The 17861-nt window shown below is 73.8% G+C and carries 2 protein-coding genes; both read left to right on the forward strand.

Features of this window, described 5'->3' with window-relative positions; all coding sequences use genetic code 11:
• Window positions 1-5785 (forward strand): type I polyketide synthase (locus tag ACFO0B_RS26075; RefSeq protein WP_378615337.1); only part of this gene is annotated, 5785 nt, incomplete at its 5' end.
• Window positions 5786-5817: 32 nt separating this feature from the next.
• Window positions 5818-17861: SDR family NAD(P)-dependent oxidoreductase (locus ACFO0B_RS26080; RefSeq protein WP_378615339.1), on the forward strand; the 12044-nt coding region annotated here is incomplete at its 3' end.

A 17861-nucleotide genomic window follows, 5' to 3' on the forward strand; every position in this document is an offset into this window, starting at 1 on the left:
GGTACTCGGCGCGGCACTCGCGCGGCACCTGGTCGCGGCGGGCGCGCGCAGGCTGGTGCTGACCAGCCGCCGGGGCGCCGAGGCACCCGGCGCCCCGGAACTGGTGGCCGAACTCGCCCGCGCGGACGCCCGGGTCGAGGTGGTGTCCTGCGATGTCGCGCACCGCGGCTCGGTCGCCGCGCTGCTGGCGGGAATCCCGGACCTGACGGCGGTCGTACACGCGGCCGGCGTGCTCGACGACGGCACGGTCGAGTCGCTGACCCCGCAGCGGATCGAATCCGTGCTGGCCGCCAAGGCCGACGCCGCCCGACACCTGCACGAGCTCACCCGTGACCGGCCGCTGGCGGGGTTCGTCCTGTTCTCCTCCGCCTCGGCGACCTTCGGCAATGCCGGACAGGCCAACTACGCGGCGGCCAATGCCTACCTGGACGCGCTGGCTGCCGCACGGCGGGCGCACGGCCTTCCGGCGGTATCGATCGGCTGGGGGCTGTGGGAGCAGGCCAGCGCGATGACGGGCGCGCTGACCGGCGCCGATCACGCCCGCCTGGGCCGCGGCGGCACCCGCGCGCTCGCCACCGCGCGCGGACTGGCGCTGTTCGATATCGCCGCTACCGCGGCGGAACCCGCGCCGCTCGCCATCGTCCTCGACCACGACGACCTGCGCGCCCGCGCCCGCTCCGGCGCGGTGCACCCGCTGCTGCGCGACCTGGTGCGCGTCCCCGCCCGCCGCTCCGCCGCGGCCGGCTCGGATTCGGCCGCCGGGCTCGGTGCCCGGCTGGCGGCCATGACCGCGACCCAGCGCCACCGGCACCTGCTCGACCTGGTCCGCGCGCACACCGCGACCGTGCTCGGCTACCCGGACGCCGCCGGGATCGGCGCCGACCGGGCCTTCCGGGACCTGGGCTTCGACTCCCTCACCGCCGTGGAGTTCCGCAATCGGCTGGCGGCGAGCACCGGCCGCACCCTGCCATCGACCCTGGTCTTCGATTTCCCGACCCCGGATGCCGTCACCCGGCACCTGCTCGATGCCGTCGCCCCCGGCCCCGCGGCCACCGCGAGCACCGCCGCGGTGGCCACCGAGGACGCCGTGGTCGTGGTGGGGATGGCCTGCCGGTTCCCCGGCGGGGTCGGCACGCCGGAGCAACTGTGGGACCTGGTGATCGGCGCCGGTGATGCCATCACCCCGCTCCCCGGTGACCGGGGCTGGGATCTCGACGGCCTCTACGACCCCGACCCGGACAGCGCGGGCACCTCCTACACCCGCGAGGGCGGCTTCCTGCACGACGCCGGTGATTTCGATGCCGGGTTCTTCGGGATCTCGCCGCGCGAGGCGCTGGCCATGGATCCGCAGCAGCGGTTGATGCTCGAGGTCGGCTGGGAGGCGCTGGAGAGCGCCGGCGTCGATCCGAAGTCGTTGCGCGACAGTGACACCGGGGTGTTCGCCGGGGTGACCTACCACGATCACGCGTCCCGGCTGCGAAGTGTGCCCGAAGGACTGGAAGGGCTGCTCGGTACCGGTAGTTCGGCGAGTGTGGTGTCGGGCCGGTTGTCGTATGTGCTCGGCCTGCAGGGCCCGGCCATGACGGTGGATACCGCGTGCTCGTCCTCGCTGGTGGCGGCGCACCTGGCGGCGCAGGCGCTGCGCGGTGGCGAGTGCTCGCTGGCCCTGGCGGGTGGCGTGACGGTCATGGCGACGCCGGGCACCTTCATCGATTTCAGCCGCCAGCGCGGGCTGGCCGGGAACGGCCGCTGCAAGGCCTTCGATGCCGCCGCCGACGGCTTCGGCCCGGCCGAGGGCGTGGGTGTGCTGGTCCTGGAGCGGCTCTCGGACGCGCGGGCGAACGGCCACCCGGTGCTCGCGGTACTGCGCGGCAGCGCCGTGAACCAGGACGGCGCGTCGAACGGGCTGACCGCGCCGAACGGCCCGTCCCAGCAGCGGGTGATCCAGCAGGCGCTCACCGCCGGCGGATTGACCACCGCCGAGGTGGATGTGGTCGAAGCGCACGGCACCGGCACCGCCCTCGGTGATCCCATCGAGGCCCAAGCCCTCATCGCCACCTACGGGCAGCAGCGCGCGGAGCCGCTGTGGCTGGGGTCGATCAAATCCAATATCGGCCATGCGCAGGCGGCGGCCGGGGTCGCGGGCGTGATCAAGATGATCATGGCGCTCCGGCACCGGGTCATGCCGCCGACACTGCACGTCACGGAGCCGACACCGCACGTGGACTGGTCCGCGGGCACGGTCGAGCTGCTCACCGGCGCGCGGGAGTGGCCGCGCAACGGCCACCCGCGGCGCGCGGCGGTCTCCTCGTTCGGGATCAGCGGCACGAACGCCCACCTCATCCTCGAACAGCCGCCCGAGCCCGCGCCGGCCACGACCCCGGAACCGGTCGCCGAGGGCCCGGTGGCCTTGGTCGTCTCCGGTCGTGGCCGCGCCGCCGTTGCCGCGCAGGCCGCCCGGCTGGCCGACCGGCTGCGCGAACGCCCCGAGCGGGCCGTCGACGTCGGATGGTCGCTGGCCTCGACCCGCACGACCTTCGAGGACCGCGTCGTCGTGCTCGGCGACGATCTCGGCACCCTGCTCGGCGGGCTCGACGCGGCCGCCCGCGACGAACCGCACCCCGCCGTGGTGTCCGAGCCGGAAGCGGGCGCCGCCACCGGCCTCTGCCTGCTGTTCGGGGGACAGGGCGCGCAGCGGGTGGGCATGGGAAGGGAACTCGCCCGGGTTTTCCCGGTCTTCGCCGATGCCCTGGACGAGGTGTGCGGGTACCTGGACGAGTCCTTGCGGGACGTGATCGACAACGATCCGGTCCTGCTGAACGAGACCCGCTACACCCAGCAGGCGCTGTTCGCGGTCGAGGTCGCGTTGTTCCGGTTGCTCGAATCCTGGTCGATCGCCCCCGATTACGTGCTGGGGCATTCGATCGGTGGCCTGGCCGCCGCGCATGTGGCGGGGGTGATGTCGTTGCCGGATGCCGCGCGGGTGGTGGCCGAGCGCGGCCGGTTGATGCAGGAGCTTCCCGGTGGCGGTGCGATGGTGTCGATCCGGGCGGGGGAACAGGAAGTACGCGACTCGATCGGGCTGGTGCTGGCGGACAGCAGTGCGGTGTCCTTGGCGGCGGTGAATGCCGCTGACGCGGTGGTGATCTCGGGTGAGGAGGACGCCGTCACCGAGGTCACCGGGTACTGGTCCGCCGCGGGCCACCGGACCAAGCGCCTCCCGGTCTCGCACGCTTTCCACTCGCCCCACATGGACCCCGTCCTGGACGATTTCCGCGACATCCTCGTCGGCGTCGAGCTGCATCCCCCGCTGATCCCGGTGATCTCCGACAGCACCGGGGAGCCGCTGACCGCCGAGCAGGCCACCTCCCCCGAGTACTGGGTGCGCCACCTGCGCGACACCGTCCAGTTCTCCCGCGCCCTGGCCCATCTCACCGAGCAGGGCGTCAACCGCTACCTCGAGCTCGGCGACGGCGGTCTGGCGAGCCTGGTGCACGAGGGCGTCGCGGCGGGATTGTGGCGCGGCGAGAGCGAGGTGACGGCGGTGCTCACCGGGGTGGCGCGGGCCTGCACCGCGGGCGTCCACGTCGACTGGGCGGCCTTGTACGCGGGACGCGGTGCCGAGCGAATAACGCTGCCCACCTACGCATTCCAGCACGAACACTACTGGCTCCCCAGCGGCACCGCCCCGGCCACCTCGGCGGAGGGGATCGACGCCGAGTTCTGGGCCATGGTCGATGCCGGACAGCTTCCCGCGCTACCGTCCGGCACCGATCCGGCGCCGGTGCTGGCCGCGCTGGCGGAGTGGCGGCGCGCGCGGCAGGCCAGGTCGGAGCTGGACGAGCTGCGCTACCGGGTCGACTGGATCCCGGCCACCGCGCCGCTCGGCGACGGGCGGCTCACCGGCACCTGGCTGCTCGTCACCGCACCCGGCGCGGAGGAGACCGCCGCCGCGTGTGCGCGGGCGCTGACCGCGCGCGGTGCCACCGTCCGGGAGTCGGAGGCCGGTGATCGGCAGACCTGGCCGGAGCGCCTGGCCGGTGAGCCGCCGACCGGAGTGCTGTCCCTGCTCGGGCCCGCGGGCACGCTCGCGCTGGTACAGGGGCTCGGTGCCGCGGGGCTGCGGTCACCGCTGTGGTGCGTGACGCGCGGCGCCGTCTCGGTGGCGGGCTCGGACCCGCTGACAGCGCCGGAGCAGGCCATGATCTGGGGTCTCGGCCGGGTCGCCGGACTCGAACACCCGGACCGCTGGGGCGGCTTGATCGATCTTCCCGCGCAGCTCGACACCCGCGTGGAGCGGGCGCTGGCCGAGGTGGTGACCGGCACCGGCGGGGAGGACCAGGTGGCCATCCGCTCGGCGGGGGTGTACCTGCGCAGGCTGGTCCCCGCTCCCGGCTCGGGCGCGGAATCGCCCGCGGAGCTGGACGGCACCGTCCTCGTCACCGGCGGCACCGCTGCGCTCGGCGTGCACGCCGCCCGCTGGGCCGCCGCCCGCGGCGCCCGGCGGCTGGTGCTGCTGAACCACGCCGCCGCCGCATCGGAGCTGCCCGATCTCCCGGTGCGATCGGTGCGGTGCGATCCCGCCGATCGTGCCGCGATCGCCGCGGTGCTCGCCGAGATCCAGCCGCTCACCGCCGTCGTGCACGCCGCCGGGCGCGGCGCCGACGACGTCCTCGACGCCATCGACCCCGACCGGTTGGACGCCGTGCTCGACTCCGAGCGGACGGCCGCCCGCATCCTGCACGAGCTCACCGCCGAGTTCCCGCTCTCGGCCTTCGTGCTCTTCTCCTCCGCCGCAGGCGTGTGGGGCGGCGGCGGTCAGGGCGCGTTCTCGGCCGCCAACGCCTACCTCGACGCGCTGGCCGAGCACCGCCGCCAGGCCGGGCTGCCCGCCACAGCCGTGGCGTGGGGGCCGTGGCACGAGAACGGCGGGCACGAGAGCGGCGCAATCGAGGGCGGCGGGCACGAGGGCGGTGCTGCCGAGAGCGCGCAGGCCCGCGAGCGTTTCGATCGGCAGGGCCTGCGCACCATGGACCCTGCCGCCGTCATGGCGGTGCTGGACGGCGCGACGGCCTCCGGTGGGCGCACGCTGACTGTCGCGGACGTCGACTGGGCCCGGTTCTACCCGACCTTCGCGCTGGCCCGCCCGCGCCCGCTGCTCGCCGCGCTCCCCGCCGTCGTCGAGCTGCTGAACCGGCAGGACGACGACGGCGCGCCGAACGAGGCGAAATCGGAGTGGGTGGCCCGGCTCACCGCGCTCTCCGGCGCGGATCAGCAGCGCCTGGCGCTCGACCTCGTCTGCACCCACGTCGCCACCATCCTCGGGCACGCGGGGCCGCGGTCGGTCGAGCCGGACCGGCCGTTCCGGGAGGCCGGATTCGACTCGCTCACCGCCGTCGAGCTCCGCAACCACCTGAACCGCGCAACCGGCCTCGCGCTCCCGGCGACGTTGATCTTCGACTACCCGACGCCGCGGGATATCGCGGACCACATCCGCGCGCTGCTCGATGTGCAGCGGAACGGCGAGGCGACGCCGGTGGCCGAGCGGGTGGCCGCGCTGGAGCAGGAGGTGACCAGGGCGATCGCGGAGTTCACGCAGGCGCCCGAGCGGATCGATCCCGACGAGATCGCGAGCGTGGTCGCCCGGATGAAATCGGTGCTCTCCCGGTACGAATCGGTGCGATCGCTGGCCCGGCCGGAGGCCGCGGACCGCGATCTCGAAGCCGCGTCCGTGAACGAGCTGCTCGATTTCATCGACGAAGAATTCGGAAGCGTTGCGGAATAAGGGGCTTTCCCATGGTTGAGAACGACACGCCAATGGTCGACAACGACACACTGGTCAAATATCTGCGCCGGGTGACCGCCGATCTGCGGGACAGCCGCCGCCGGGTGACCGAACTCGAGGAACGCACGGCCGAGCCGCTCGCGCTCGTCGGCATGGCGTGCCGGTACCCGGGGAACGTGCGCTCCGCCGACCAGCTCTGGCAGCTGGCCGCGACCGGTGGCGAGGGAATCTCCGGATTCCCGGCCGACCGCGGCTGGGACCTGGAGGCCCTGTACGACCCGGACCCGGAGAATCCGGGGACCTCCTACACCCGCGAGGGTGGCTTCCTCCACGACGCGGGGCAGTTCGACGCCGGGTTCTTCGGGATCTCACCGCGCGAGGCGCTGGCCATGGACCCGCAGCAGCGGCTGCTGCTGGAAACGTCCTGGGAGGCGTTCGAGACCGCCGGGATCGATCCGAAGTCGTTGAAGGGCAGCGATACCGGCGTCTTCGTCGGCATGAGCTACCACGACTACCTCGCCCAGCTGGATGCCGTACCGGAGGGGCTGGAAGGCTATCTCAGCACCGGCAATTCGGCGAGCGTGCTCTCCGGCCGGGTCGCCTACGTCTTCGGGCTGGAGGGCCCTGCGGTCACGCTGGACACCGCCTGCTCCTCGTCGCTGGTGGCGCTGCACCTGGCGAGCCAGGCGCTGCGCCGGGGCGAGTGCTCGATGGCGCTGGCCGGGGGAGTGGCGGTGATGGCGACCGCCGCCTCGTTCGTCGACTTCAGCCGCCAGCGCGGCCTGGCCGCTGACGGCCGCTGCAAGCCCTTCGCCGGGGCCGCGGACGGCACCGGCTGGGGTGAGGGCATCGGCGTCGTCGTGCTGGAGCGGCTCTCCGACGCCCGCGCGAAGGGCCATCCGGTGCTGGCGGTACTGCGAGCCAGCGCGGTGAACCAGGACGGCGCCTCGAACGGCCTGACGGCGCCGAACGGCCCCTCCCAGCAGCGGGTGATCCGGCAGGCCCTGGCCTCGGCCGGGCTCGGCGCCGCCGATGTCGATGTGGTCGAGGCGCACGGCACCGGCACCTCCCTCGGCGATCCCATCGAGGCGCAAGCGCTGCTGGCCACCTACGGGCAGGACCGCACCGACCCGCTGTGGCTGGGCTCGATCAAGTCCAATATCGGCCACACCCAGGCCGCGGCGGGCGTCGCCGGGGTGATCAAGATGGTGCAGGCGCTGCGGCACGAGCTCATGCCCGCGACGCTGCACGTGGACGAGCCGACGCCGCACGTGGACTGGACCGCGGGTGCGATCGAGCTGCTGACCGAGCCGCGAGCGTGGCCCGCCAACGGGCATCCGCGCCGGGCCGCCGTGTCGTCGTTCGGGATGAGCGGGACCAATGCGCACGTGATTCTGGAGCAGGCGCCGGAGGTCGACGAGGTCGAGCCGGTCGAGGCGCGGGGGCCGGTGGCGTGGGTGGTCTCCGGTCGGGGCCGGGATGCTGTTGCCGCACAGGCGGGCCGGCTGGCGGAGTGGGTGCGCGAGCGTCCGGAGCTGGCGCCGATCGATGTGGCGGGCTCGCTGGTGGCGACGCGGTCGGTGTTCGAGGACCGGGTCGTGGTCGTCGGTGCGGACCGCGAGGAGCTGCTGTCCGGATTGGAGGCCGCGGCAGCGGGTCTGCCGCACCCCGGTGTCGTGACCGGTACGGCCGGTCCGGAGTCCGGTGTGGTGTTCGTGTTCCCCGGCCAGGGTGGTCAGTGGGCCGGGATGGGGCGCGAGCTGCTGGCGGCGTCGCCGGTCTTCGCGGCGCGGATGGACGAGTGCGCCGAGGCTCTCGCCCCGCATGTTTCGTGGTCGTTGCGCGATGTCCTCGGTGACGAAGAGGCACTGGCGCGGGTGGATGTGGTGCAGCCCGTCCTGTGGGCGGTCATGGTCTCGCTCGCGGCCGTCTGGGAATCGCGGGGTGTGCACCCCGCTGCGGTGATCGGTCACTCGCAGGGTGAGATCGCCGCAGCCGTCGTCGCCGGTGTGCTGAGCCTCGAGGACGGTGCCCGGGTGGTGGCGCTGCGCAGCGCCGCGCTGCGTTCGCTGAGCGGCAGCGGGACCATGCTCTCGGTCGCCGCGCCCTTCGAGGAGCGACCGGGGGTGTCGGTCGCCGCCGTGAACGGCCCCGATTCGGTGGTCCTGTCGGGCACGACGGAAGCCTTGCGGCGGGTGGTGGACGAACTCGGCGAGGAAGTCCGGACCCGCTGGCTCCCGGTGGATTACGCTTCGCACTCCCCCGCGGTGGAGACCCTGCGCGACGAACTGGCCCGCACCCTGGCCGGGGTGACCCCGGCCGCGGGCCGGATCCCGCTGTACTCCACGGTCACCGCGAGCGTCATCGACACCGCGACGATGGATGCCGGGTACTGGTACGAGAACCTGCGCGCCACTGTCGATTTCCACGGCGCGGTCACCGCCGCACACGCGGACGGCCTCACGAAGCTGGTGGAGGTCTCCCCGCACCCTGTCCTGCCCGGCGCGGTCACCGTTGGCACGCTGCGCCGTGATCAGCCCGAGCAGCGCCAGTTCCTGCTCGCTGCGGCGGAACTCTTCGTCACCGGCACCCCGATCGGCTGGGAGACGGCGGGCCGCCGGGTCCCGCTGCCCACCTACGTGTTCCAGCACCAGCGGTACTGGCTCGAGTCCGCCCGTTCGGGCGGTGCGGACGCGACCGGGCTCGGCCTCGGCTCCCTGGGGCATCCGCTGCTCGGCGCGATGATCAGCGTCGCCGAGGCCGATACCGTCGTGCTCACCGGCACGGTGTCGCCGCGCACCCACCCGTGGGTGGTCGATCACGCCGTTCTCGGCTCGATCCTGTTGCCGGGCACCGGGTTCGTGGAACTCGCCATCTGCGCGGCCGATCAGATCGGCTACGGCCGGGTGGAGGAACTGGTCGTGCACGCACCCCTGATCCTCGGCACGGTAGCCGAGCCGGCGCCGGGCGTGACCGAGATCCAGATCGTCATCGGCGGCCCCGACCCGGACGGCGGCCGCGGAATCGACATCTACTCCCGCCCGCAGGACCAGGACGCGCCGGATCGGCCCTGGACGCAGCATGCCACCGGCGTCCTCACCCCGGACGCCGCCGCACCGGCCGAACTCGGATCGGGGGCTGCCTGGCCGCCCCGCGGTGCGGAATCGGTCGCGATCGACGGCCTCTACGAGGGGCTGGCCACCGCCGGATTCGGCTACGGCCCCGTCTTCCGCGGGCTCCGGTCGGTCTGGCGGGACGGCGGCGACGTCTACGCCGAGGTCGCGCTCCCCGGCTCCGCGGAGAACGCGGGCTTCGGACTGCACCCGGCGCTGCTCGACGCCGCACTGCACGCGATCGGCGCGACCGCGCTGATCGGGACCGACGGCGCGGGGCAGCTGCCGTTCTCCTGGTCCGGCGTCACCCTGCACGCGAGCGCCGCCGAGACGCTGCGCATCCACCTGCGCCGCTCGGGCGCCGCCGACGCCGTCACCCTGACCGCCACCGACCCCGCCGGTGCGCCGGTCGTCACCGTCGATTCCCTCGCCCTGCGTCCGGTCACCGCCGACCAGGTCCGCGTCCGCCGCGGGCCGGACGATCTGTACGTCCTGGACTGGACGCGCGTGGCCACCCCGGCGGCCGCAGCGAGTGGCTGGGCGGTGCTGGGAACCGCGGGACGCGGTGTCGCGCCCGGGTTGTCGGCCCGCGGGGTTGCCCCCGCGCTGTACAGCAGCGTGGCCGAGCCGGCGGCCGATGGCGCCCCGCCGGAGCTCGTCGTGCTCGATCTGACCGCGCCGACCGGGATCGGCCCCGCCGCCGTGCGCGATCAGGTCTGCGCGACCCTTGCGGTGGTGCAGGAGTGGTTGCGCACGCCCGAGCTGGATTCCTCCCGGTTGGTGGTGGTGACCAGCGGTGCCGTCGCCGTGCCGGACGGTGATGTCACCGATCTCGCCGGTGCGGCGGTGTGGGGGCTGATCCGCACCGCGCAGTCGGAGGAGCCGGACCGCTTCATCCTGGTCGATCTGGACCCCGGCGCGGTGCGCACCGGGCTGCTCCCGGAGGCGGTGGCGACCGGCGAGCCGCAGGTGGCGCTGCGCGCGGACGCGGTGTTCGTGCCCCGCGTGCACACCATGGATCTCGGCACCGAGGCGCCGCCGGTCACCTGGGACGAGGGCACCGTGCTCGTCGCCGGCGGCACCGGGGTGCTCGGCGCGATGATCGCGCGGCACGTCGCGGCGCACGGCGCACGACACCTGCTGCTCACCAGCAGGCGCGGGATCGAGGCGCCGGGCGCGCGGGAACTGGTCGCCGAACTCGCGGCCATGGGCGCCGAGGCCGAGGTCGCGGCCTGCGACGCCGCGGATCGCGGCGCGCTGGCCGCGGTGCTGGCGGGCATTCCCGCCCACCGCCCGCTGCGCGTCGTCCTGCACACCGCCGGTGTGCTGGACGACGGCGTGCTCGATTCCCTCACCCCCGAACGGTTCACGGACGTCTTCGCCGCGAAGGTCGACGCGGCCTGGCACCTGCACGAACTCACCGCCGAGTTGCCGCTGGCGGCGTTCGTGCTCTTCTCCTCGGCGTCGGGCACCTTCGGCAACGGCGGGCAGGCCAACTACGCGGCGGCGAACGCGTTCGTGGACGGCCTCGCCCACCATCGGCGCGCCCGCGGGCTGCCCGCGGTATCGCTGGGGTGGGGCCTCTGGGCGCAGGCGAGCGGCATGACCGGACACCTGAACGAGGACGACCGCAGGCGGCTCGATCGCAGCGGCGCGGCGGCGCTGCCGAGCGGCAAGGGGCTCGCCCTGTTCGACGCGACCATCACGGCACCCCGCGCGGCCGTGCTGCCGATGCGGATCAATACCGCGCTGTTGCGCAAGCAGGCGGCGAACGGCGGGCTGCCCGAGACGTTCCGCGAGCTGGTCCGGGTGCCGAGCCGCCGAGCCGCGAGCAGCGGCACCGGCGCCTCCGGCGAGCTGGCCGACCGGCTCGCCCGGCTCCCGGAGGCCGAGCAGCTCGGCGCCGTGCTCGAGGTTGTGCGCGCCCACGTGGCAGCCGTGCTCGGCCACACCGACGCCGGGCAGGTCAGCGTGGATCAGGCCTTCCGCGACCTCGGATTCGACTCGCTCACCGCGGTCGAGCTGCGGAACCGGCTCGGCGCCGCGGCCGGTGTGCGGCTGCCCGCCACCCTGATCTTCGACTACCCGACCCCGACCGCCATCGCGGAGTTCGTGCTGCCCCAGGTATCGGGTCGGACGCCGGAGCGGCAGCGGCCCGTTCCGGTCCGCGCGGCGGGCACGGACGAGCCGCTGGCCGTGGTCGGCATGGCGTGCCGGTTCCCCGGCGGCATCGGCTCCGCCGACGAGCTGTGGCGCTTCGTCCTGGACGGCGGCGACGGAATCTGCGACTTCCCGACCGACCGCGAATGGGATGTGGAGGCGCTCTACGACCCGGATCCGGAGAATCCCGGCACCTCCTACACGCGGCAGGGCGGATTCCTCCGCGATGCCGCGCAGTTCGACCCCGGGTTCTTCGGGATCTCGCCGCGCGAGGCGCTGGCGATGGATCCGCAGCAGCGGCTGCTGCTGGAGAGTTCCTGGGAGGCGCTGGAGCACGCCGGGATCGATCCGCGGTCGTTGAAGGGCACCGACACCGGGGTCTTCGCCGGCGTCATGTACCACGACTACTCCGCGCGGCTCGCCTCCGTGCCGGAGGGGATCGAGGGCTTCCTGGGCACCGGGAACGCGGCGAGCGTGCTCTCCGGCCGGGTGGCGTACGTGCTCGGGCTGGAGGGGCCCGCGGTCTCGGTGGACACCGCCTGCTCCTCGTCGCTGGTGGCGCTGCACTGGGCGGCGCAGGCGCTGCGCTCCGGCGAGTGCTCGATGGCGCTGGCCGGCGGCGTCACGGTCATGGCGACGCCGACCAGCTTCGTGGAGTTCTCCCGGCAGCGCGCGTTCGCCCCCGATGCCAGGTGCAAGGCGTTCGCCAAGGCCGCCGACGGCACCGGCTGGGGTGAAGGGGTCGGCGTGCTCGTCCTGGAGCGGCTCTCGGACGCACGGGCGAAGGGACATCCGGTGCTGGCGGTGCTGCGCGGTAGCGCGGTGAACCAGGACGGCGCCTCGAACGGGCTGACCGCACCGAACGGCCCGTCCCAGCAGCGGGTGATCCGGCAGGCGCTGGCGGCAGCCCGGCTGACCGGTGCCGAGGTGGATCTGGTCGAGGCGCACGGCACCGGCACCTCCCTCGGTGATCCCATCGAGGCCCAGGCGCTGCTGGCGACCTATGGGCAGGACCGCACCGAGCCGTTGTGGCTGGGGTCGATCAAGTCGAATATCGGCCACACCCAGGCCGCCGCCGGGGTCGCGGGCGTCATCAAGGCGGTGCAGGCGCTGCGGCACGGGGTGATGCCCGCCACGCTGCACGTGGACGAGCCGACCCCGCAGGTGGATTGGGCCGCGGGCGCGGTCGAGCTGCTCGGCGCCGCGCGCGCGTGGCCGGAGCACGGCCGCCCGCGGCGGGCCGCGGTCTCCTCGTTCGGGATCAGCGGGACGAATGCCCACGTGATTCTCGAGCAGGCGCCGGAGAGCACCGAGGTGGAACCGGTGGCTGCCGAGGGGCCGGTGGCCTGGATCGTCTCCGGCCGCGGCGCCGCCGCCGTCGCCGAGCAGGCGGGCCGATTGGCCGGGTGGGTCCGTGAGCATCCCGGACTCGCACCGGTCGATGTCGCCGGTTCGCTGCTGTCGACGCGGTCGCTGTTCGAGGACCGGGTGGTCGTGGTCGGCGACGATCACGAGGAGCTGCTGTCCGGATTGGACGCGGCGGCCGCCGGTCTCCCGCACCCCGGTGTGGTGACCGGTTCCGCGCGCCCGGGTCCGGGTGTGGTGTTCGTGTTCCCCGGCCAGGGTGGTCAGTGGGCCGGAATGGGCCGTGAGCTGCTGGTGTCCTCGCCGGTCTTCGCGCAGCGGATGGACGAGTGCTCGGTGGCCCTGGCTCCCCACGTCTCCTGGTCGTTGCGCGATGTCCTCGGTGACGAGGAGGCGCTGGCCCGGGTCGATGTGGTGCAGCCGGTGCTCTGGGCCGTGATGGTCTCCCTCGCCGCGGTGTGGGAGTCGCGGGGTGTGCATCCTGCCGCGGTGATCGGGCACTCGCAGGGCGAGATCGCCGCCGCTGTCGTGGCCGGTGCCCTGAGCCTGGACGACGGCGCCCGCGTGGTGGCGCTGCGCAGTGCCGCGCTGCGTTCCCTGAGCGGCAGCGGGACGATGCTGTCGGTCGCCGCTCCCGTCGAGGAACGCCGGGGGGTCTCGATCGCGGCGGTGAACGGCCCCGATTCGGTGGTCCTCTCCGGCACCGCCGAGGCCCTGCGGCAGGTCGTGGCCGAACTCGGCTCCGATGTCCGAACCCGTTGGCTGCCGGTGGATTACGCCTCGCACTCCCCGGCGGTGGAGGCGCTGCGTGCGGAACTGGTGGAGGTGCTGGCCGGTGTCGAGCCGGGCCCGGGCCGGATCCCGCTGTACTCGACGGTCACCGCGAGCCTCCTCGACACCACGTCGATGGACGCCGGGTACTGGTACGAGAACCTGCGCACCACCGTCGATTTCCACGGCGCGGTCACCGCCGCACACGCGGACGGCTTCACGAAACTCGTGGAGGTCTCCCCGCACCCGGTACTGCCCGGCACGGTCACCGTCGGCACCTTGCGCCGCGACCAGCCCGAGCAGCGGCAACTCCTGCTCGCAGCGGCGGAACTCTTCGTCACCGGCACCCCGGTCGACTGGAACTTCGGCGGACGGCGGATCCCGCTGCCCACCTACGCTTTCCAGCACCAGCGCTACTGGCTGGAATCCGGTGCCACCGGCACCGGCGACGCCCGCGGCCTCGGCCTCGGCGCGGTCGCGCACCCGCTGCTGAGCGCGGTGGTGGAGATGGCCGAGTCCGGCACCGTCATCCTGACCGGCCGCCTCTCGGCGCGCACCAACCCGTGGGTGGCCGATCACGCGGTACTCGGCTCGATCCTGCTGCCAGGCACGGGATTCGTGGAGCTCGCGATCTGCGCGGCCGACCGGGTCGGCTACGGCCGGGTCGAGGAACTGGTCATCCACACGCCGCTGATCCTCGGCGCGGCGGACGACCCGGCACCGGCCGCGACCGATGTGCAGATCGTGGTCGCGAAACCCGGTGCCGACGGCGGCCGGGAGATCGACATCTACTCCCGCCCGCACGACGACGACAGCCCGGACCGGCCGTGGACCCACCACGCCACCGGCACCGTCACACCGGAGACCACCGAACCCGCCGTACTCGGGGACTGGCCGCCGCGCGACGCCACCCCCGTCGAGCTCGACGGCCTCTACGACAACCTCGCCACCACCGGCTTCGCCTACGGCCCGACCTTCCGGGGGCTGCGCGCCGTCTGGCGGGCAGGCGACGACGTCCACGCCGAGGTCGCGCTCCCCGAAGGCGCCGAAAGCACGTCGGCTGGAACAGCCTTCGGCCTGCATCCGGCGCTGCTGGACGCCGCGCTGCAGGCCGTGACGCTCAGCGCCGACGAGCGGCTCGACCTCGGCGGTGTCGGCTACGGGATGCTGCCTTTCTCCTGGTCCGGCGCGGTCCTGCACGCCACCGGCGCATCCACGCTGCGGGTCCGGCTGCGCGCCATCGGCCCGAACACCGTGCGGCTGGTGGCCACCGACCCCGCGGGGAACCCGGTCGTCTCGGTGGACTCGCTGGTCCTGCGGCCCGTCGCCGCCGATCAGCTCGGGGCGCGGCGCCCCACCGAGAACCTGTACGCGGTGCGCTGGGTTCCGCTGCGCGCCGCCACCGCCCCGGCACCGGAACGGTGGACCGTCCTCACCGCGCCGGACTCGGCGGGTATCGAGGAGCTGACCGGCCCCGACCGGCCGACGGCGACCCTCGACGAACTGCTCGCGGCCGACCCGCCGGAGCTCGTTCTGCTTCCCTGCACCGGGCCCGCCGAACACGCCAGGTCCGGGGTGCGCGCGGCGCTCGAGATCGTCCGGGCCTTCGTCACCGCGCCGCAGCTCGAATCCACGGTGCTGGTGGTCGTGACCAGGGACGCGGTCGCGGTCGATCCCGGCGAGCCGATCGCGGGGCTGACCGGCTCCGCGGTGTGGGGGCTGCTGCGCGCGGCCCAGGCCGAGCACCCCGGTCGCTTCGTCCTCGTCGACATCGGCCGCGATCCCGTCGACCCCGCGGTCCTCGCCCTGGCCTTGGCCAGCGGCGAACCGCAGCTGGCGCTGCGCGGCACCGCGATCTCGGTGCCGCGCCTGCACCCGGTCCGGCCCGAACCCGCCGAAGCGCCACGCGACCGGGACGGCACCGGCACGGTGCTGATCACCGGCGGCACCGGCACGCTCGGCGCGGCGGTGTCCGAGCACCTCGCCGCCGCCGGAGCCGGACGGCTGCTGCTCGTCGGCAGGCAGGGCCCCGCCGCCCCCGGCGCGGACGACCTGGCGGCCCGGCTCCGGGCGCTCGGCGCGGAAACCGAGATCACCGCCTGCGACGTCTCGGATCCCGACGCCCTGCGGCGGCTGCTCGCGGAGATCCCCGCCGATCGGCCGCTGCGCTCCGTGGTGCACACCGCGGGCGTGCTGGACGACGGCGTTCTCGAATCGCTCACACCGGACCACATCGACCGGGTCTTCGCCCCGAAGGCCGACGCGGCCTGGAACCTGCACCTGCTCACCGCCGATCTGCCGCTGGATTCGTTCGTGCTGTTCTCGTCGGCCGCCGGCACGTTCGGCAGCGCCGGGCAGGGCAACTACGCCGCGGCGAATGCCTTCCTGGACGGGCTGGCCCAGCACCGCCGCGCTCGCGGCCTGCCCGCCATCGCGCTCGCCTGGGGGCTGTGGGCGGAGGCCAGCGGCCTCACCAGCCACCTCGACAGCACCGATCGCAGCCGGATCAACCGGGCGGGCGGGCTCGCGCTCTCCACCGAGCAGGCGCTGGCGCTCTTCGACGCGGCGGTCGGCGGCGGCTGCCCGGCGGGCACCCTGCCCATCCGGATGGACCCCGCCGTGCTGCGCGCCCAGGCCGAAGCGGGCAGCCTGCCACCGCTGCTGCGGGACCTGGTCCGGACCCCGATCCGGCGGGCGGCCGCCGGCTCCGCGGCGAGCGACAGCGACTTCGCGGCCCGGCTGGCCGCGCTGCCCGAACCCGAGCGCCGCGCGACCGTGCTCGACCTGGTCCGGGCACACGTCGGCGCGGTACTCGGCTTCACCGACCCCGGGGGCGTCGACGTGCGGCGGGCCTTCCGGGAGCTCGGCTTCGACTCGCTCACCGCGGTGGAGCTGCGCAACCGGCTCAGCGCCGCCACGGCGGTGCGGCTACCGGCCACACTGATCTTCGACTACCCGACACCGGCCGCCATCGCGGATTTCGTCCTCGAACGGGTGGCCGGGACCGCGGCCGCGCAACCCCGGATCACCGCCTCCGCCGTGCCGGCGGGCGAGCCGATCGCGGTCGTCGGCATGGCCTGCCGCTTCCCCGGCGGCATCCGGACACCGGAGGAGCTGTGGCAGCTCGTCGCCGACGGTGGCGACGGCATCGCCGGTTTCCCGCTGGATCGCGGCTGGGATATCGGCGCCCTGTACCACCCCGACCCGGACAATCCCGGTACCTCCTACACCCGCGAGGGTGGCTTCCTGCACGACGCGGGCGGGTTCGACGCGGGCTTCTTCGGGATCTCCCCGCGCGAGGCCGTGGCCATGGACCCGCAGCAGCGGCTCCTGCTGGAAACCAGCTGGGAGGCGCTGGAGAACTCCGGCATCGACCCGAAGTCGCTGAAGGGCAGCGACACCGGGGTCTACGCCGGGCTCATGTACCACGACTACTCGGCCCGGCTCACCTCGGTGCCGGACGGCGCCGAGGCGTTCCTCGGCATCGGCAACGCGGGCAGCGTCGCCACCGGCCGGGTGGCGTACGCCCTCGGCCTGGAGGGTCCGGCGGTGACGGTGGATACCGCATGTTCGTCGTCCCTGGTGGCCTTGCACTGGGCCGGTCAGGCGCTGCGGTCCGGGGAGTGCTCGATGGCCCTTGCGGGTGGAGTGACGGTGATGGCGACGCCGGGGACGTTCGTGGATTTCAGTCGGCAGCGTGGGTTGGCCGCGGATGGCCGGTGTAAGTCGTTCGCGGGTGCGGCCGATGGTACGGGGTGGAGTGAGGGTGTCGGTGTCGTGGTGTTGGAGCGGCTCTCCGATGCGGTTGCGAAGGGGCATCCGGTGCTGGCGGTGGTGCGGGGGAGTGCGGTGAATCAGGATGGTGCGTCCAATGGTCTGACGGCGCCGAACGGGCCGTCCCAGCAGCGGGTGATCCGGCAGGCCCTGGCCTCGGCCGGGCTCGGCACCGGCGATATCGATGCGGTCGAGGCGCACGGCACCGGAACGTCCCTGGGTGACCCGATCGAGGCCCAGGCCCTGCTGGCCACCTACGGGCAGGATCGCGCCGATCCGCTGTGGCTGGGGTCGATCAAGTCCAATATCGGCCACACCCAGGCCGCGGCGGGCGTCGCCGGGGTGATCAAGATGGTGATGGCGCTGCGCAACGGCGTGCTGCCGGCGACGCTGCACGTGGACGAGCCGACGCCACACGTGGATTGGTCGTCGGGTGCCGTCGAGTTGCTGACCTCCGCGCGGGAGTGGCCGGTCAACGGCCACCCGCGGCGGGCCGCGGTCTCCTCGTTCGGCATCAGCGGCACCAACGCGCACGTGATTCTCGAGCAGGCACCCGACATACCCGAACCTGAACGGGCCCCGGTCGAGGGCCCGGTGGCGTGGGTACTCTCCGCCCGCGGCCCGGAAGCGCTGGCCGCGCAGGGGCAGCGGCTGGCCCAGTGGGTGCGTGCGCACCCCGAGCTGGAGCCCGCCGATATCGGCTGGTCACTGGCCGCGGCGCGATCCGTCTTCGAGCATCGCGCCGTGGTGATCGGAAGCGATCGCGACGAACTGCTCGCGGCCTTGGACGCGGGCGTCGGCTCCGGCCCGAGCGCGGGCGGGCTCGGGATGATCTTCGGTGGGCAGGGTTCGCAGCGGCCGGGGATGGGCCGTGAACTCGCGCGGGCTTTTCC

It is taken from the genome of Nocardia jiangsuensis, from assembly GCF_042650385.1.
GTDB classification, from domain to species: Bacteria; Actinomycetota; Actinomycetes; order Mycobacteriales; family Mycobacteriaceae; genus Nocardia; species Nocardia jiangsuensis.